This window comes from Ancylobacter tetraedralis (assembly GCF_014195655.1).
Taxonomy (GTDB): Bacteria; Pseudomonadota; Alphaproteobacteria; order Rhizobiales; family Xanthobacteraceae; genus Ancylobacter; species Ancylobacter tetraedralis.
Window position 1 is genome coordinate 447,824 of record NZ_JACICD010000003.1, and the last position, 15,992, is coordinate 463,815.

A 15,992-nucleotide genomic window follows, 5' to 3' on the forward strand; every position below is an offset into this window, starting at 1 on the left:
TCAATCCTCGCGGAAACTCGGGTCGTCCTCGCCGGGCGCTTCCCAGCCCTTGGCGCTGTCGCCGCGCGGGTTCTCGCCGCCCAGCGCGCGCGGGTCCTTGAGGGTCAGCGTCGCTTCGGTACCGCTGCCGTCGCCCTGTTGCGCGAAGCTCACCTGCGCGATCACCATGTCCTGCCTCAGCGCGCCGCGCGGCACATCGACCGGCACGAGCCAGTTAGGCGTCCACAGCGTGCCGGCCGCGTCGCTCAGCCCGGGCACGGTGATCGACGCCGCCTTGGCCCGGCCCGCCGCGCGCTTGGCCTCCCACTGCGCGCGCTTCTTGGCCCGCGCGGAGGTGAGTTCGCCCTCGTGGTAGATGATCAGCGTGCGCTTGCGCTGCGCCGTGCCCTTGGCCTGCGCTTCCGGCCGCAGCGCCGCGCCATTGGTGCCAAAGCTCGATTGCCCGCGCACCTTGACCTCGGAATAATTGAACTGCCCGGAGAGCGTGCCGGAGGCGCGAGTGATGTTGACGCCCTCTGCCAGGATGCCGGCATGGCGCCCCTCCGGCCCGGCGACGATTTTCAGTCGGCCCTGCGGCGTGTCATGGATCAACGCGCCCGCCGCGCGCGCCTCGCGTTCCAGCGTGGCGAACAGTGTTTCGCCCGGCACGATCTGGTGTAGCGGCTTTTTCTCGGTGTCGATCTCCACATCGACGCCCACGCCCCCCGTGTCGAAACTGGCGGCGATATCCCGGAGGTCGCAATCCTCGATCGACCCCGTGGGATGGTCGATCGCGCCTTCGGTCGCATCCACCGTGCGCGAGACGACCGACACGGTGACGATGCGCGAATCGGGATCGGCCGACCAATTGATGTCGCGGACATAGCCGGTGAGCCATGGCGCACCGTCGATCGTCACGAGGCACTCGTCATCCTCGCCGCAGGGCAGGCCATCGTCCACCCACACCACGTCGAAACTGCCGGAGCGCACCGCCTCCTCGGCGCTCGCGGTCAACTCGCAGCTATCAAAGGCCAGCGGCCGGCCGGCGACGCTCAGCCCGATCACGTTGAGCATCGCGCGTCATCCTCGTTCATCACGATCGAAGTCAGGGCGCGCCGGTCAGGGGGCAATCGCCTCCAGCACCACCGGCATCACCATGGCGGTGCCCGTGCGATTGCGCGTCACCAGCTCGGCGTCGCGGGCGGGGTCGCCATAGAGCCGCCAGGCCAGCACGGTGGCCGGCAGCGACACGCCGGTCTCCACCCGCACCAGCGGCGCGCGGGTCGTGGCGATCTCGGAAAGCTGCAAAGCCGCCTGCCCCGCTAGCGCGGTCAGCCAGTCCTGCAGCACATAGCCATATTTCGTGCCCGCCGCCTCGATCACCGGGTCCGCCCGCGCGGCAAGCGCGGCGCGCGCCCGCTGCGCATCCGGCCGCGCGGCGTAATCCTGTTTCACGCTCGCGAAACAGGCGATCACCAGCAGGCCGACAGAGTCGAGCGTCGAAGGATCCTCGACATCGTCCAGCGCGGCGATCAGCCCGGCACTGTCGCTCGCCGCCTCGCCGAGCAGCCGGCAGGCCTCGAGATAGGCGCTCGCCCCCGCCGTGCCGCCGAGGCGGATGGCATCCAGCCGCCGGCGGGCGAGCAGCAGGTCGTCGGGCGCGGTGACGAAACGGTCGATCAGGTCGGCAAGCCAGTCCATGGGCACCCTCACAGATCGACGGACAGCGCGAGCGACACCGGGCCGAGATTGACGCCGAAGGTGAGCCGCAGCGCCGGAATGCCGGTCGCCAGCGCGGAGAAGGCGCCGCCGGCCGCGACGAAGGAGAGATCGAAACCGACATATCCGGCCCGGTCGCGGCTGCGGCTCGGCCGGCAGGCGAGGCAGCGCACGAATTGCGGCGGCTCCATCGGCAGGGTCAGCAGCGAGGCGCCGGGCAGCCCGCATGCCGCGCGCAAGGCGAGGCTCTCCAGGTCCGCCACATCCGAGACGACATAGGCCCGCACGTCGAAGGTCGCCACGCGACGGCCCATATCCTCGGTCACCGGCACCTCGCCGCCGACGATCTGGTGCACCACGACGCGGCGGCCATCCTCCGACGAATCATCCTCGACCCAGAAACGCACCCCGCGAAAGGAGGCGCGGCGCAGGTCGCGCTGCCAGTTGCGCATGCGAACTCCTGATCAAGGTTGTGAGCCGGGCGCCCCTCACGGCGCGCCCGGCGTGCCCGCCGTCGGCATCGAGGCGCCGAGATTGGCGTTCGGCCGGGCATAGGCCCCGCGTCCCACCGGCCCGGAATAGGCCGGCGCCTGTGGCTTCGCCGCCGAAATGGCGGCGGCGGCATCCTGCCCCGCCCGGCGCAGATTGTCGGCCGCGCCATTGAGCAGATCCGCCCCCTGCCGGGCGCCGCCCTCGATCGCGGTGCCGGCCTCGGTGCCCGCATCGGAGACCGAGCCACGCGCCTGATCAAATGCCGCCCGCAGATCCTCGACGCCCGCTCCGACCGGCGCGGCCTCGAAGCTCATCGTCGGCGCCGCTCTCTCAGGGTTCGCCGGCGGCAGAGGAACCCCGCGCAGCGGGCTGGCTTCAGGGCGAGGAGTCGTCGGCATGTCGGCGAGATTGGACCAGATTGGCGCCTCACCCCTCATCCAGGCCGGCGCGCCTTCCGATCCACCCCACCGGCTCTGCGCCTCGGCCTGCGCCCGGTCATTGAGTGCCTGGTCGTGCGCCGCGCGGGCTTTCTCCACCTCGCCGGGGACGTACGGGAAAATCCCGCTGTCGCGCTGCTGCTCCGCCTCACGCAGCGTCTTCTCGGTCGAGACGATCCGCGAATCGCTCTGCACCCGCGTTTTCTCCGCGGCGGCGGCCTCTTCTTCCGGCGTGCCACGCCAGCCGCCCCGCCGCGCCAGGTCGCGGATGTCGTCGCCCGAGGCCCACATGGTGAACTTGCGGCGCTTGGAAGCGTCCCAGCCCTCCTTATCCATGACCTGCTGCGCGACCTTGTTGGCGTCGAGCGCGGATTGCTGCTGATCGACCGCGTAATTCAGCCCGCCCGAAATCTTCTCCATCACCGTGCTGGCCCCGAAACTGTCGGCGGCCTTGCCCACGGTTTTCCAGAGTTTGCCCCAGGCATTGTCGAGCCGGTCGACCGCCGCCTGTGTGTCCGCGAGCACACGATTGAGATTGCCCTCGACCGCGCCTGCCGAATTACCGATCTCCTGCTGATACCCCTTGTAGGCATCCCGCAGCTTCAGGAGCGCGGTGACGCCTGTGCGGGCCTGCTCGTCGGTGAAAATCGACGAGATCATCATGTTACGCTGTGTCTCGCTCATGCCCTTCGTGAGGTTGCCGAGCACGTCGAGCACGGCTTCAAACTGGTCTTTGCCTGTCTTCGCCGCCTTTTCCAGCACCTGCCCGATATTGACGCCCTGTTTTTTGAACGCAGCGGCCACCGTGGGCGACAGGATCTTTTCAAACGCCTGCCGCACGGCGGTCGCGGCCTCTTCCGAGGTGCCGGTGACCTGCCGTACCGTCTGCAGCATCGCCACCAGCTTTTTAGTGCCATCCAGCCCGGAATAGCCGAGCTTGGCGGCCGACGCGGTGAGGCTGGGCAGGTAGCGCGCCATGTCCTTGAGTTCGAACTGGCCGAGCTGGCCACCCGTCACCAGCATGTCGAAGGCCTGCTGCATCTCGCCGCCCGCCACCTTGAACGAGGTGCCCAGCGCATTCGCCGACGCCGCCAGTTCGTCGGTCGAGGATCCGCTGGCCTGCGCCGTGCGCAGCACGGACGGAAGGAAGGCCATTGCCTCCCTCATGTTCATTCCCGTCGCCACCAGCGCGTCGAGCCCGGTTACCGCCTGATCGAGAGGCAGGGCGACAGCGTCGGCGAGCTTGGCGACATCCTGCGTCGCCGACTTGGTCTCCTCGTCCGTGGCGCCGGCGGCAAGGCCGATCCGCGTCATCTGACGTTCGAGCGCGGCATAGTCCTTGACGGCCGAGACAATCGCGCCGGTCGCCAGCGCCCCACCCAGCGCACCCGCCGCCATGCCGCCAAGCCGCCCGACCCCCGCCGCCATCGCGGACTGGCGGGCGACCTGCGCCTCGCGCTGCTCCACTTTTGCCGCAAGCCCATGCGCGCGGTCGATCTTGGCAATCTGCCGCTCCCGCCTCGCTACCTGCTCGGATAGGCGCTCCGCCTTCTTAAGACGACTTTCGAATGAGGCGAAGCCCTTGGCGGTGTCATCAACCGCCTTGATTTTCAGGCGAGCTTCAACGTCCGTGGCCATGAGACACCTTACGATCCGTTCACCAACCGTATATTCTGACAATCAAAACAACACACTTCCGGCGAACGCAGGCCATATCACTACCGACTCTAGCCATATAAACGTGGCTTATCTAATATCTCTATCAAAAATTCTACTTCGTCACGAAATAACACAATCGCGTCGTGTCGCTTTCTCGCAAATATATTTATGGTCTAAATATCGACATTAGAGGGTCGGAATCCAAAACGGATACGATATTCGACGACCGACGATGAGACAAATCCGAGTTGAAAGTCTTTTGTTTCCGTGCGGTAATCGTCCGGTACCTGCCAGCCGACAAACTGTGAGATGAGCGATGGATCCTGCAACAATCGCCTCAATTATCTCTTCGGCGATAAGCTATTTTGACAAGCAAAGCGATTCTAAATGGAAAAACGAAGTATCCTCTAAACTTGATGAGATTTCTTCAAAATTAGATGTCGTAATTGCCGAGTTGAATGAGCTAAAAGTATGGATTGTAATCATTGACGGCAAAGTTAGCAATGTTGCCCCATCAATTTTCAAAAATCAAGTGGAAGGGAACCGAATATCTATTGAGTCAATAGCCCCCGATGTAAGGAACGGCACGGCACCTAGCAGCCAAAGAGATGCATTAATTGTAGCTCATTCGCTGATCACGCAGGCTTTTGGCTCTTTATACGACTGGAATCAATTCGGATTTACGTATTATTCTGGTGTTTTTTCCGGCGTTCTTACCCAGCTCTATGCTGGAAGCGTACTGCGTTTCACCAAATCGTCCATGAGCACGATTCGCATCGGAGCCGTAGAGCAGTACTTCAGTCACGCGATAGCCGCATCGAACCCAAAATCCATAGAACATGCTCGGTTGCGTGCAATTGCGAGTATGGATCAATTAAGGTCCCAAGCTAATTCCTTCCTCGGCACGGCATGGCTATCCAACTATGATGCCGGCTCGGCCCCCAGCACCAATGATTCCGGAAAGCGAATACCAGGAATACCGTCGAAATATGTCGTGACGGTTATTTCCGGTTCCATCGATTCGGGGTTCACTTACTCAAGAGAACAGAAGCAGGGTCCGGGAGGAAAGGAGCCAGTTCCGTGGTTCCCCGGCCTCAAGCATTTCGACGTGGGGGACGGCGAAAGCAGTCTTATCGACATAAGAGCATGCATGGATGGCTTGACCAGGCAGTTCATCGGCTATCAGAAAAACTGCGAAGCTCTCCAGGCCCACGTCACTGCCGTGCAGAATATGATCGATTTTCTGGCCAATTCTCAAATCTTGGAAAAGGATGCGCCGGAAGCGTAGCGAGTAGTATCGGCACTCGCCCTGCTTTCACGGCGAGTGCCGAGGGCTTCGGGCGTGGCCTATCCCACAGCATTTACATTCGAAATTATTCGGGTGGCGAGTGCGTGATCATTGGCACCACAACGCCGCGCCTCAGCTTTCCGTCGATCTGCATCGGTTTGGCGGCGCGGTGTGCGCCCGGCAGCAGGCGCAGCCGGTCCTTCCACGCGTAGCAGATTTCCGTGTCCTCGAAGCCCTGCCGCAGGAACGGATGATCGTCCGCCACGATCATTGCCGGCCCGGCGTCGAGGTCGAGCAGCAGCACGCCATACTCCTCAAGGTCGCGCCGCTTCGCCTTGTCGTTGAGCGCCGCCCGCACCAGTTCGCCCAGTGTCAGCGCGTCGCCCGCGGCGAGGTCCAGCAGAAACGCGAGCGTGTCGTCGGCACTCCACCGGCCGGCGGAAAGCGCAAGCGCCGCGCTCGGTGGCGGGAGCGGACTTCGCTCGATCAGCTCCTGCGCCGCCTTCTTGCCGTAGACCGCGTGATAGACCCGCGCGGCGCTCGACCATGCCGAGACCTCGGCGGGGTGAAGATCACCCTTGAACCGGGGCCGAAGCGGTCGACGGGCCGCCGGCATCACGTACGAGCCCGTCTTACGCAGTGCCGGCAGCACCTCATGGGCGAGCCATCGCTTGAAGCGCTCGGCGGCAGGCTTGCGCGAGGCGAACACCAGCCGGTACACACCGGGCTCGGAAATGACGATAACCTGCTGCTCGCCGCGAGGGGTGGGTACAGTGCACCCACCCCTTTCATCGTCACTGAGCCGATCCAAAGCCTGCGTATGGTCCTTAATTTCGAGGATGCGGCAGACATCCAACCCGACGAACCAAGGTTCATTGTCGATGGTCACGGTGCGGACGCCCTTGCCCTCGAAGTCGAAATTCACGATCGCATTCATGCTCAGTCTCCATCGGCGTCCGGCCGGCCAAGCCTGAGACGCACAGGGTCGCTTTCGCGATCACCGGAGCCGATGGAGCTCGGTGTCGCGTCTTCCCCTTGGCCCCGGGGAAAAGGCGGCAAAGCGTGGGATCAGTTGGACTGGATCAGGCGCAGCGAGGCCTGAATGGTGTTCATGATATCGGCGAATACCTCTTCGGCGGAGATATCGCGATATCCCTTCTCACCCCGCACATGCGCCACATAGGCCGCAAGGCCCGGCGCCGTGCGCGGCACGGTCGTGATCAGCACTTCGTCCCGGTAATCGCAGGCGGCATCGCCGATCTCCTGCTGCTGGTCATAGGCGCTGTGGTAGGCGGCGGACGCCTCGCCAAAGGCCTCTTGGGCGGCATCGGTCCGCGAAATCGCCGCGCCCCAGGCTTTCCACAGGGCGGCATGGCGCTTCAGCACCGCGAAAGTCGGGTCATCGCTGGCGGGCGACGGGTTCGTGTCGGCATGGCGCGGCAGTGCCGCCCGCGCTAAGGTCGCGTCAGCTTCAATCATCGGCTTAGCTCCGATGGAGGGGGTTAGGGCCGAGCAAGAGGTTGCCTCCTCCTGCTCGGCCTGTTACTTTATGACGTCATAAAGTCTTGACGTCAACGGGTGACTTTACAATGGCAAAAATTGGCAGGCCTCCAGCGGACACGGAAGCCGTTACGGTTCGCGTGGCTAGGGATATGATCACCCAGTTAGACGACTGGCGGCGGGAACAGGAAGATTTACCAACCCGCCCTGAGGCAATCCGCCGGATCGTCAAGGACTGGCTGATCGGCCACGGGCTGCTATCGCCAGCGCCGGAGATCGAGGAAGGCGACGATCAGCCGAAATAGCTCAGGCTATCAAGGCAAGAGCGTCAGGGCGTAAGCCCCACCGAGAAAAAGGGACAGCCACGTCGCGATGAGAGCCGCGCGCATGCAGCGCCCATTGCCGCGCAGAATGGCGGCATTGTGCAGTATTTGGTCATCATAGTGTTGAAGCTGCTCGGCAAGCGCATCCTCAAGCGTCACCCTGCGGCGGATATCTTCAATCCAGGATGAAGGTGTGTTTCCGCAATAATGGAAGCCGACGGGGCGCGCCGAGTAACTAGCAAGCCCCATGGCGATGAGGAACCCGCCGGCAATGGCCAGCGCCGGCCGGCCAAATGGTGACGGGTCGGTTTGCAGAAGCAGCGTGAACCCTGTCGCCGCAACGATCGCCGCCGCCGCCGCAATCACACTGACGAAGGAGATGGCCCGCGCATCGGCGGCCAACCCGCACTGCAACTGTGCCGCGAGATAGGATTCGGCTTCCCGCAGGACCTCAGCTAGCATCTTCGGGTCGGCACCTTGGTAAGGATTCCCGCTCATGCAGCCACCTTTCCTTGAAGTTCTTCCTCAGAAACAGCCTACCGGCACAAAAGGCCCCGGCACCAGTGTTGTTCGCACGGGTGATAGCAAGCCCAAGCCAGCACCTCCCCCACCCCCGAAGCCCTCTGGTGGCTCGAAGAAGTGAGATGATGGTCATGCAACAGGTTCATGCATCCGGTTCGCTGCCCAAACCGCCGACGCCGCCAAACCAGCCGGGGCCTGGACCCATCGGAGAGAAATAGCTCAGGACTCGATTTCCGCGTGCACCCTGCGGGGGGATGGCCCCGGGAAAACAAAAGGCCCCGCATGCGGGGCCTTCCACCGTTCGTCATCCTGTGTCCGATTACGCCATGGCAGCGTGTGCACCCAGCATGATGCTCCCCTGACCTTTTTCTCGGAACTGATCCGTGGCCGCGCGCGCGATCACCGCTTCTTGGCGACGGTTCGTCAGCCGCGCAGCGTAGCGGGGCAGCAGTTCCACGGTTTCCGGCCAGCGTAGAAACATGGCGACGATGCCGCTGGCAAGCGCGGTTTCGAAAGCCTCGTTAAGATCTGGGCGTGAAGTCGCCAATTTCGCTAGATCGGCCATCATCGCCTGATCTTCAGCCGATGGCGCGCCCAGTTTCTTCTTTTCACAAAGGCGCCGAGCAAGCTTGGCCGCCAGATCGCGATCAGCCGAAATATCGCTCACAGCCAGTAGTATCTCGACAGCGCTCGCCGGAGCGGCGGGGTCGGTTACAAACGCCTCCATCGCCTCGTAATGCTGGCGCAGGTTCGCCGCGGCGGCGTCGTACTTGATGACAGCTTCACGAACCCTGGCACGACGGCGCGTAACAACGTTCCACGCCAGCGAGATCAGCAGGCTCATCGCGAAGGCGGTCCAGATGTCAAAGGTCTGCGGCATCGTTCATGTCCTGTCCCGCTCGGCACCATTGCCAGAACCATCTGGCTTCGACAACTGCTTTCGCGCCTTCTCGCGAACGCGCGCTCCCTTCTCCGCCTCGATCTTGTCAATCGCTATCTGGGCCATCCGTTCCTTGTGCACGTCCGACCGATCGCGCTTCCAGAAATAGACCCATGCTAGGCCTACCGTCAGAAATACTACCACGAATTGGTCTATGCCTACGCCGAAAAGCACGCCGGCCAGCACCATAACGGCTATGACGACGAAGGCATCTAAACCGTCGCCGCCCAACTTGAGCATTGACGGCAACACGGATTTGAGAAAATCGAACGCCTTCGTGGGATCCATATATGCACCCGGCTTTTCAGGTGCAACGAGGCTTGTCCATTGCCACGCCAGATTGCAACGAGAGTTTTCGTTCTGGCCCGCACCATACACAGGTGCAAACATCGCGGAGCGAGTGTCTTCCTTCTGTTAGGCCGCCGTACGCCCCATCAGATACGTCACCTGCTGCAGAATGACATGGGCGAACTGGTTGCGGGCGATCTCGGCCAGCAGTTCCTCGTAAAGCTTCGGGTTCTCCCGCGCCGCGTGCGCAGCGCTCGGGCCGAACATCATGCGCACCGGGGTGCGCCCGGCATTCTTGTCGCGCCGCATGACATGGCCGGCGATGCTCTTGGCATTCGACGGCGCGATGAAGAATTTCGCCATGCCATCGCCTTCGAGATTGCGGTACATGTCGCGGCCGGTGATTGTAATACCTCGCGCTGACTGGCGCGGGTTCAGTTCTTTCAGCGCGATGTTGCGATCCTTGACCGTGAGGGTCACGAAACCCTCCTCCAGCCTGGACCTCATCGCCCGCTTGATGATCCGCTGCGGCACCCGGATATGTTGGGAAGCGAAGCGCGCATAGGTGCGTTCCACCACCTGTTTGGTCCGCGCCGCCGCGCGGCCGAAGGCGATGCGCTGCATCTTGTAGGGCAGCGCGGTGAACATGCGTTCGATCCGCTGCAAGTCGGCAGTGTCGAGATCCAGCCGGGGGGCCATCATCATCTCCTCCGCGCCCGACGGCGCGCCTCATCCTGATGCCATGTCACCGCGCGGGAAAACCACGCGGCGATCTCGGGCAGGGTCAGCCGGTCGAGATAGGCGGGGTCCCATCCGAGCCGGAAGACGAGTTCGTCGACGCGGGCGCCGACGTCCGGGCATTGATAAAAAAAGCGAGGATGTGATCCTCCAGCGCCAGCGTGTCCGTGAGGTCGAGCACGGCGAGCGCGCCGGCGGCCGGCGAGGTGATGAGCCGATCAACATAAGTGAACACCGCCTCGCGGTCGCGGATCACGATGCCACGCTGCACCTCGTAAACCGGGCCGATCTGCCGATAATCGGCATAGCCTGGGTCGCGCAGCTTGATGACGGCGAAGCTCTCCGAGCCCGCCGTGTAGGTTTTGGAGAGCGGGAGATCCTTCATCCGCCAAGCCTCTGGTAACCGTTGGCATTGATGGTGATGCCCGTCCACTCGCCCGTCTTGCGGTCAACCATCGGCTCGCCCGAGAAAAAGGCGCCCGTGAACACATGGCTCACCCCGGTGAACTCCTCGGCGACATAGATGTCCTGACGCGGCGCCTGCATCAGGGCATCGATGTCGGTGCCATCATCCTCGAGCGTCACCTCCGCGGTGCGCGGGCGCGGCGCCGCAGTGCGCGACACCGACCCATTGTCGTTGGTCACCGCCTCGATCGAATAACGCGACGGGCCGATCGAAAAACTCCCCCGCATCACCAGATTCGCGCCGCTCGCGAGCCGCAGGCGCATGTGCCCGCCGAAATCACTGCCGGCCATGGATGCGTCTCCCGGTTAAGCCGCCATCGAGGCGGGATACTGGCTGTAGATGCGCGCGTTCGCGGCGATCACATCGAGCGGGTTGACCATGTCGAGCGGGGCGTAGATGTCGACACGGTCAGGATTGTCGCCATTGCGCTGCACGATCAGCGCGCGGCAGAAGGCCTGGACGTTTTCCAGCACCCCCGGCATCTCCATGTAGGTTGCCGCCATCGTGTTGCGGATGTCCTCCGGCGTGGAGATCGCCGCGAGATTGCCCGGGTTGTCGTCGGCAACCGCCTTCTGGCCGTGCTCGGCCTGCAGTCGCGCCCGGAAGCGGCGCAGCGCATACATGAGCTGGCCGATTTTCTGCACGTCGCGGAAGGTCGTGTCGACATTGCCCGCGCCATCGGTGCGCTGCATCGTCACGATCTTGTCGATCGCCACCGCCCCGTCGCTGCGCACGAGATAGGTGGAGAGGCCGGAAACCAGGAAGGCGTTGCGGTCGGCATAGGCGTTGAGCCAGCGCGTGCGGTCGCGCGGGGCGGCAACACCTTCCACCACCAGACCGGACTGGGCGCGCGAGACATTGCCGGTCGCGCCGTCCGACAGCCAGGGCACCACCCGCCCCGCCTGCGCCGCCACCCACACCCAGGGCGGCGTTTCGTCACCGCCGGAGGAGAGGCGCGGCAGCACCGAAATGTGCCGCGTGTCGTAGCCCAGGCCGAAGGTCGTCAGGTTGCCGGTCGTGTCCGTCTTGGGCACGAAGACATGGCCATAGACCTGCCGGCTCCACGCCCAGCGGCCGGAAATGTCCGACAGCGCCGTCTGGTAGCGCCCCATATTCGTCGCGTCGGCGAAGGGCGAAGCCCACCAGTCGAACGGATCATCGCCTAGCGCGGCGAGCCCGGCCGCCAGATTCGGCGCGCCGACGCCGGCCGTCACCACCGCCGCGGTGATCAGCGTGGCGAAGATGTTGCCGGAGGCAACGGTGGGCACATAGATGTCGACGGTGTTGTACACCTCGCCGGCATGGCGCGCGGTCAGCGTCACGACATTGGTCGCGACAGTCGCCGTGAAGGGCAGCGCCGATTTGGTGAGCGGGTCCTGATAGGCGTTGATCACGGCCGCGAGCGCGGTCGCCACCGTCGCCGCCGTGTCGCCGGCGCTGACGGTGAGGTCGATCCACTGGCCGGCGATCTTGATCGCGCCGTAGCCGCCATCGGCCGGCACCGCGCCAATGGTGAGGCTGCGCACCTCCGCCGTGCCGGTGGCGGGCACCGGCAGCACCCAGATGTCCTGTGCCGGCGCGTTGCGGCGCGCCGCGATCACCATCTCGGCCAGCATCGAGCCCTTGCCGAAATAGGCGATGGCCTCGGTCACCGCGTTGCAGCGGATCGGCATATTGTCGAGGATGATGGCCGGCGCGCCGGCATTCTTGTGGCCGATCAGCAGCAGGCGCGAGACGTTTTCGAACTGGCCGCCCGAGTTGACCTCGAAGGAGATGATCGGCGCGACGATATTGCCGGGGATGGAATTGAAACCGATGCCCGCCATCACTTTTTCCCTTCCGTCTTGCCCGTGGGCGTGCTTGCCGGCGCCTCCACCAGGTCCCCATCGGCGACCAGGCGCAGGAAGAAGCCGTTCTGTTCGTCGATGACGATGCCGTCCCCGCCCTCGGGGACGAACTGACCCGGCCGCCCGGGCATGGGGATGCGCAGCCCCGGTCTGGCGCGGTAGCGCGTCATGGGTGTGCCTCTCAGGTGGATGTGGTGTTGTGTCAGCCGCCGATTGGCGGGGTGATCGCCGGCCCGTCGCCGGCCGTGGGGTGGATATCCATGCCGGCGAGCGGCGTGCGCGTCGTGGCGGCAAAGGCCGCGCCGAGCTCGATCAGCTTGGCTTTGGCATAGGCACCGTCCGGCAGATCCTCGGCCACCCGCTTGAGCGGCTCCGGCAGGCCCGGCGCATCGGTATATTTGTCGTCGGCGATCCGGCAGGTGAAGGTCATCACGTCGCGCATCATGCGCACGCCATATTGCGGCAGGGCATAGGGTTCGACCTTGATGGACTGGACGGACATCAGCACCCGCCGCAACCCGGCCGCTTTCTCGTCGCGGGTGAACACCCGGCGCACCTGCGCGCCCAGCGCCTCCAGCGTCAGGCGCATCAGGGCGTCGCCCTCGATCACCGCCTGTGCAAACTCCCCGTCCTCGTCGCTCGCCTTCTGGGCGATCTCCACGACCACGATGAGGTCGGCACTCGCATCGCCGATGGTTGAGGTGGCGATGCCGCCCCGCCGCTCGACCATCGTGTCCTCGGTGTAGACCGAAAGGCACGGCGTGCCGGGCAATCGCTTATCCAGCTCATTCACCAGCACCTGACGGCTGTCGAACACCCGGTGCTGCGCCATGGTGGGGAACCCCTCCCCCGTGCCGGCCAGCACCGACGCGGTCGGACACAGCGCCTCGATGGCGGAGAGGCGGAGAGCGGCGCGCGCGAGCATCAGGGGGTCACTCCGTTGAGCCAGAACACGAGGCGTCCGGTGCCGTCGCGCTCCGCATTGGCGGCGACGAGATAGAGCGTCGTCCCCGCCTCGATGCGGTCGCCCTGTCGCGGCACCCACGGCCAGCCCGTGGCCAGCGCGGTGAGGCAGGCGCGAAACACCTGCCGCACATTGCGGTCCTGCGCGCCGGCCGTGCGCGCGCCAGTCATCGCGCTCATTTCCGGCCCGAATTCGAGCGAGCCGGCGAAGACGAAGCTTTCCCGCGTCGGGTCCGCCTCGTCCGCCGACGCATTCACCGCCAGCCCCGGCTTGCACATGGGGATGGCGGTGAAACTGCCGGTGTCGAAATAGCCCGCCACCGCCGCATCGCCGCGCGCGAGGTCATCGTCCCACGACATGGCGGGTCAGGTGAGCGTGAGCTTGCGCAGCACCTGCGGCCGGGTGCACAGCGAGATGGCGTTCATCTGCACCTGCAAGTTCCGGCCCTTGTCGTCGGGAGTCGGGAATTGTTTGGCGTAGAACGGCAGGCCGGGCGTGTTCACGGTCTCCTCATAATCCGCCGGGGCGAAGCGGGTGATGAAGAGATCCGGCACGCCCTTGACGATGACGCGCGCCTCGGTCGCCGCGATGTAGGGCGCACCGAGATCCGTGGTTGCCTTGGCACCCGTGCGGTAGCGTTCCCAGGTCGCGCCGCCGAATTCGAATGTGTCGGGCACATCGAGCCGCAGCTGCGCGGCACCGGCATGGTAGAGAAACGTGTCCATGACCGACTTGTGCGTCCACAGCGCCTTGTGGAAATCGCGGCCGGTCAGCACATGGAAGCCGTCATAGGGCTCATCGAGTGCATCCTCGATCGAGTAGCGCACATCCTGCCACAGCGCGGCGACCTTGGTCGTATCGACATCCAGCTCGAGCGACACGGCCGCCGGCTCGGCGATGCCGAAGCGGGTGTAGAGATTGTGCAGCACCTTGCCGCTCTTGGAGGTGACGATGCCCTTGAGCGAACCGACACGCTGGTGTTCCAGCGTCATGGTCAGGTCCTGGGCGTGTTTCGCCGCCTTGCTGTTCACCCGCTCCAGCACGGTCTCGAGCTGGCTGTCGGTGCCGAAGGCCCGGACGTTCTGCACCTCGTCGGCCTTGACCCCGGAATCCCGCTGGTAATGGTCGACGATGAAGGGAATCAGATCGCGATCGTCATCGTCATTGACCACCTCGCCCGGGCCGCCTCGCGGGGTCGGCTCGATCAGCGACAGCTTGCCTTCCTTGTACTCGATGGACACAACCGTGGTGGAAACGCTGTCCTCGCCGAAGATACCGAGCGCCGACACCTGGCCGGGGCGGTAAGACCGGCTATTGACGGCTGCGGTGAGCGATTCGAGGGAAAAGCCATCGGCCTCCCAGATATTCACGCGGGGCATGCGGGCCTCTCCTCAGCGCGGGATGATGTTGGCCGCCACCAGCTGCGCGTATTTCGCGGCCAGCTTCGTGGCGTCGTTGACCGTCGCATCGACGACCAGATAGGGCTTCTTGACCTCGCCGAGGCGGGCAAGCACCACCACATCGACATCGGCCGACGTGGCGTCGACCGCATAGGCCAGCACGGCCTTTGCGGTTTCCGCGCCCGTGGCGCCGGTGGCGGGCGACGGCCCCCACTTCTTGCTCGCCGTGATCTGGCCGAGCAGCGTGCCCGGCTGCAGCTTGCCCGAGCCCGCGACGACGGTGACGGTGTCGTAGGAGAGCGAGCGCTCATCCGACAGCACGAAGCCCAGATTGCGCGGGCCGATGCTCTTGATCGAGAGATCCATGGTCAGGCTCCCACCTGCTTGGCGCGGGCCGCGAAGATCGCCGCGCGGTCAATCTTGACCTTGGCTTTCGGCGGGTTTCCGCCGCCCCCACCCAGACCGGCGCCGGCGGCGCGGCTGCGCTCATAGGCTTTCGGGTCGGGCAGATCGTCGCCGTCCTCGTCATCCTCGGGCGCGGCGGCCTTGGGCGCGGCGGCGAGCACGGCTTTCGCCTGTTCGATCGTGATGCCGGTGTCGCACAGCGCCTTGGCCTGCGCCTCGCGGCCCTTGGCCTCGTCCAGCGCCAGGATAGCGTCGCGCCGCTCGCGATCCTGTGTGGCCGCCTTCATCTGGGCGAGTTCCTCGCGCAGGCGCTTGATTTCGGCAGCATCCTCGCCGCCGGTCGGTTCCGTCATTGTCTTCTCCTTCTGACGGGGGGGAGCGGGCGGAGCCGCCGGGTCACGAGCCTGAAAGGCCCAGTTCTTCCGCTTCGCCAGCGCGACAAGGCGCGGCGGCGCATGGTCGAAGGTGCGATAGTCGAAGGCGGCAACGGGCACCGCCTTCGTCGCCGTCGTCGCATCCGCGAAACCTTCGGCAACCGCCTGTTCGGGGGTCAGCCAGGTCTCGCGCTTCATGATTTCGCGGCATTCAGCCTCGGTCTTGCCGGACTTTTCGGCATAGACGCGCGCATAGGCGGTCGCCAGCGCCTCGAGCTGTTCGACCGTCTTGGAGTGATCGGCCGACGTGCCAATGGTGTAGCCGCTCGGATCATGGATCATCATGATCGAGCCGGCCGACATGGTGACCGCATCGCCCGCCATGGCGATGAGCGAGGCAGCGGAGGCAGCAATGCCCTCGACAATGATGTTCGTGGGGCCCGGTCGATCCCTCAGCACGGCATGGATGGCGGCGCCCTCGGTCGCAACGCCGCCGCCCGAGTTGATATAGACGTCGACTTCCTCGTCGCGGGCAAAACCGGCAAGGGCGAGGACCACGTCGGCGGCGGTGAAGCCATCCTCGAAGTAATAGTCGCCCACATAGCCGGAAAGCCGAAGCTTCCCGTCTTCAACGATAACGGCCATGGATCG

At 64.7% G+C, this 15,992-nt stretch carries 21 protein-coding genes; 2 read left to right on the plus strand and 19 right to left on the minus strand.

Annotated elements, in window-relative coordinates; genetic code table 11:
- Genes FHS55_RS10500 through FHS55_RS10515 form a run of 4 tightly spaced genes read right to left on the minus strand, consistent with a single transcriptional unit; the run spans position 1 to position 4,265 of the window.
- Positions 1-1,053 (minus strand): phage baseplate assembly protein, encoded by a 1,053-nt coding sequence (locus tag FHS55_RS10500; protein ID WP_183189660.1) that lies wholly within the window; start codon positions 1,051-1,053, stop codon positions 1-3.
- 45 nt (positions 1,054-1,098) lie between these two features.
- Entirely contained in the window at positions 1,099-1,680 is a 582-nt protein-coding gene (locus tag FHS55_RS10505) for a hypothetical protein (RefSeq protein WP_183189662.1), read from the minus strand.
- A gap of 8 nt (positions 1,681-1,688) precedes the next feature.
- Positions 1,689-2,150: a DNA circularization N-terminal domain-containing protein gene (locus tag FHS55_RS10510; RefSeq protein WP_183189664.1), complete on the minus strand. Its 462-nt coding sequence runs from the start codon at positions 2,148-2,150 to the stop codon at positions 1,689-1,691.
- Between the two features lie 36 nt (positions 2,151-2,186).
- Positions 2,187-4,265, minus strand: a complete 2,079-nt coding sequence (locus FHS55_RS10515) for a phage tail tape measure protein (protein WP_183189665.1) — start codon at positions 4,263-4,265, stop codon at positions 2,187-2,189.
- 337 nt (positions 4,266-4,602) lie between these two features.
- On the opposite strand from FHS55_RS10515, the gene FHS55_RS10520 reads away from it, so the two are divergent.
- Positions 4,603-5,574 (plus strand): hypothetical protein, encoded by a 972-nt coding sequence (locus FHS55_RS10520; protein ID WP_183189666.1) that lies wholly within the window; start codon positions 4,603-4,605, stop codon positions 5,572-5,574.
- Between the two features lie 85 nt (positions 5,575-5,659).
- Here FHS55_RS10520 and FHS55_RS10525 read toward each other — a convergent pair whose 3' ends face one another.
- Both FHS55_RS10525 and FHS55_RS10530 read right to left on the minus strand, forming a co-directional pair.
- Positions 5,660-6,511: a BRO family protein gene (locus FHS55_RS10525; RefSeq protein ID WP_183189667.1), complete on the minus strand. Its 852-nt coding sequence runs from the start codon at positions 6,509-6,511 to the stop codon at positions 5,660-5,662.
- Positions 6,512-6,642: 131 nt separating this feature from the next.
- The gene (locus tag FHS55_RS10530) at positions 6,643-7,053 is read right to left on the minus strand and encodes a hypothetical protein (RefSeq protein ID WP_183189668.1); all 411 of its coding nucleotides are present in this window, start codon (positions 7,051-7,053) and stop codon (positions 6,643-6,645) included.
- Between the two features lie 173 nt (positions 7,054-7,226).
- Here FHS55_RS10530 and FHS55_RS10535 point away from each other — a divergent pair, with 173 nt between their 5' ends.
- The gene (locus FHS55_RS10535) at positions 7,227-7,379 is read left to right on the plus strand and encodes a hypothetical protein (protein WP_183189669.1); all 153 of its coding nucleotides are present in this window, start codon (positions 7,227-7,229) and stop codon (positions 7,377-7,379) included.
- Positions 7,380-7,388: 9 nt separating this feature from the next.
- Here FHS55_RS10535 and FHS55_RS10540 read toward each other — a convergent pair whose 3' ends face one another.
- From FHS55_RS10540 to FHS55_RS10600, 13 genes are all read right to left on the minus strand, one after another.
- Positions 7,389-7,895, minus strand: a complete 507-nt coding sequence (locus FHS55_RS10540; RefSeq protein ID WP_183189670.1) for a hypothetical protein — start codon at positions 7,893-7,895, stop codon at positions 7,389-7,391.
- Between the two features lie 343 nt (positions 7,896-8,238).
- On the minus strand, positions 8,239-8,799 hold the full coding sequence (locus FHS55_RS10545) for a hypothetical protein (RefSeq protein WP_183189671.1): 561 nt from the start codon (positions 8,797-8,799) through the stop codon (positions 8,239-8,241).
- Between the two features lie 3 nt (positions 8,800-8,802).
- Positions 8,803-9,249 carry a hypothetical protein gene (locus tag FHS55_RS10550; RefSeq protein WP_183189672.1) on the minus strand — a complete coding sequence of 149 codons (447 nt, stop codon included), beginning with the start codon at positions 9,247-9,249 and terminating at the stop codon, positions 8,803-8,805.
- 24 nt (positions 9,250-9,273) lie between these two features.
- Positions 9,274-9,852, minus strand: coding sequence for a hypothetical protein (locus FHS55_RS10555; protein ID WP_183189673.1), 579 nt, complete (start codon positions 9,850-9,852; stop codon positions 9,274-9,276).
- 79 nt (positions 9,853-9,931) lie between these two features.
- Entirely contained in the window at positions 9,932-10,270 is a 339-nt protein-coding gene (locus FHS55_RS10560) for a hypothetical protein (protein ID WP_183189674.1), read from the minus strand.
- On the minus strand, positions 10,267-10,641 hold the full coding sequence (locus tag FHS55_RS10565) for a phage tail tube protein (protein ID WP_183189675.1): 375 nt from the start codon (positions 10,639-10,641) through the stop codon (positions 10,267-10,269). The genes FHS55_RS10560 and FHS55_RS10565 overlap by 4 nt, the downstream gene beginning before the upstream one ends.
- A 15-nt stretch (positions 10,642-10,656) precedes the next feature.
- Positions 10,657-12,177: a hypothetical protein gene (locus FHS55_RS10570; protein ID WP_183189676.1), complete on the minus strand. Its 1,521-nt coding sequence runs from the start codon at positions 12,175-12,177 to the stop codon at positions 10,657-10,659.
- On the minus strand, positions 12,177-12,368 hold the full coding sequence (locus tag FHS55_RS10575; protein WP_183189677.1) for a hypothetical protein: 192 nt from the start codon (positions 12,366-12,368) through the stop codon (positions 12,177-12,179). Before FHS55_RS10575 ends, FHS55_RS10570 begins: the two co-directional genes overlap by 1 nt.
- 32 nt (positions 12,369-12,400) lie before the next feature.
- A complete protein-coding gene (locus FHS55_RS10580) occupies positions 12,401-13,123 on the minus strand; it encodes a hypothetical protein (RefSeq protein ID WP_183189678.1) in 723 nt (240 codons plus the stop codon).
- Positions 13,123-13,521: a hypothetical protein gene (locus FHS55_RS10585; RefSeq protein WP_183189680.1), complete on the minus strand. Its 399-nt coding sequence runs from the start codon at positions 13,519-13,521 to the stop codon at positions 13,123-13,125. Before FHS55_RS10585 ends, FHS55_RS10580 begins: the two co-directional genes overlap by 1 nt.
- Positions 13,522-13,527: 6 nt before the next feature.
- Entirely contained in the window at positions 13,528-14,541 is a 1,014-nt protein-coding gene (locus FHS55_RS10590) for a major capsid protein (protein WP_183189681.1), read from the minus strand.
- Between the two features lie 12 nt (positions 14,542-14,553).
- Positions 14,554-14,928 (minus strand): head decoration protein, encoded by a 375-nt coding sequence (locus tag FHS55_RS10595; protein ID WP_183189683.1) that lies wholly within the window; start codon positions 14,926-14,928, stop codon positions 14,554-14,556.
- A gap of 2 nt (positions 14,929-14,930) precedes the next feature.
- A complete protein-coding gene (locus FHS55_RS10600; protein WP_183189684.1) occupies positions 14,931-15,986 on the minus strand; it encodes a head maturation protease, ClpP-related in 1,056 nt (351 codons plus the stop codon).
- Positions 15,987-15,992 lie beyond the last annotated feature (6 nt).

Bases quoted from the DNA above. Each gene is read 5' to 3' on its own strand.
- FHS55_RS10500 (WP_183189660.1), bottom strand. From the start codon at position 1,053: ATGCTCAACGTGATCGGGCTGAGCGTCGCCGGCCGGCCGCTGGCCTTT.
- FHS55_RS10505 (WP_183189662.1), bottom strand. From the start codon at position 1,680: ATGGACTGGCTTGCCGACCTGATCGACCGTTTCGTCACCGCGCCCGAC.
- FHS55_RS10510 (WP_183189664.1), bottom strand. From the start codon at position 2,150: ATGCGCAACTGGCAGCGCGACCTGCGCCGCGCCTCCTTTCGCGGGGTG.
- FHS55_RS10515 (WP_183189665.1), bottom strand. From the start codon at position 4,265: ATGGCCACGGACGTTGAAGCTCGCCTGAAAATCAAGGCGGTTGATGAC.
- FHS55_RS10520 (WP_183189666.1), top strand. From the start codon at position 4,603: ATGGATCCTGCAACAATCGCCTCAATTATCTCTTCGGCGATAAGCTAT.
- FHS55_RS10525 (WP_183189667.1), bottom strand. From the start codon at position 6,511: ATGAATGCGATCGTGAATTTCGACTTCGAGGGCAAGGGCGTCCGCACC.
- FHS55_RS10530 (WP_183189668.1), bottom strand. From the start codon at position 7,053: ATGATTGAAGCTGACGCGACCTTAGCGCGGGCGGCACTGCCGCGCCAT.
- FHS55_RS10535 (WP_183189669.1), top strand. From the start codon at position 7,227: ATGATCACCCAGTTAGACGACTGGCGGCGGGAACAGGAAGATTTACCA.
- FHS55_RS10540 (WP_183189670.1), bottom strand. From the start codon at position 7,895: ATGAGCGGGAATCCTTACCAAGGTGCCGACCCGAAGATGCTAGCTGAG.
- FHS55_RS10545 (WP_183189671.1), bottom strand. From the start codon at position 8,799: ATGCCGCAGACCTTTGACATCTGGACCGCCTTCGCGATGAGCCTGCTG.
- FHS55_RS10550 (WP_183189672.1), bottom strand. From the start codon at position 9,249: ATGTTTGCACCTGTGTATGGTGCGGGCCAGAACGAAAACTCTCGTTGC.
- FHS55_RS10555 (WP_183189673.1), bottom strand. From the start codon at position 9,852: ATGATGATGGCCCCCCGGCTGGATCTCGACACTGCCGACTTGCAGCGG.
- FHS55_RS10560 (WP_183189674.1), bottom strand. From the start codon at position 10,270: ATGAAGGATCTCCCGCTCTCCAAAACCTACACGGCGGGCTCGGAGAGC.
- FHS55_RS10565 (WP_183189675.1), bottom strand. From the start codon at position 10,641: ATGGCCGGCAGTGATTTCGGCGGGCACATGCGCCTGCGGCTCGCGAGC.
- FHS55_RS10570 (WP_183189676.1), bottom strand. From the start codon at position 12,177: ATGGCGGGCATCGGTTTCAATTCCATCCCCGGCAATATCGTCGCGCCG.
- FHS55_RS10575 (WP_183189677.1), bottom strand. From the start codon at position 12,368: ATGACGCGCTACCGCGCCAGACCGGGGCTGCGCATCCCCATGCCCGGG.
- FHS55_RS10580 (WP_183189678.1), bottom strand. From the start codon at position 13,123: ATGCTCGCGCGCGCCGCTCTCCGCCTCTCCGCCATCGAGGCGCTGTGT.
- FHS55_RS10585 (WP_183189680.1), bottom strand. From the start codon at position 13,521: ATGTCGTGGGACGATGACCTCGCGCGCGGCGATGCGGCGGTGGCGGGC.
- FHS55_RS10590 (WP_183189681.1), bottom strand. From the start codon at position 14,541: ATGCCCCGCGTGAATATCTGGGAGGCCGATGGCTTTTCCCTCGAATCG.
- FHS55_RS10595 (WP_183189683.1), bottom strand. From the start codon at position 14,928: ATGGATCTCTCGATCAAGAGCATCGGCCCGCGCAATCTGGGCTTCGTG.
- FHS55_RS10600 (WP_183189684.1), bottom strand. From the start codon at position 15,986: ATGGCCGTTATCGTTGAAGACGGGAAGCTTCGGCTTTCCGGCTATGTG.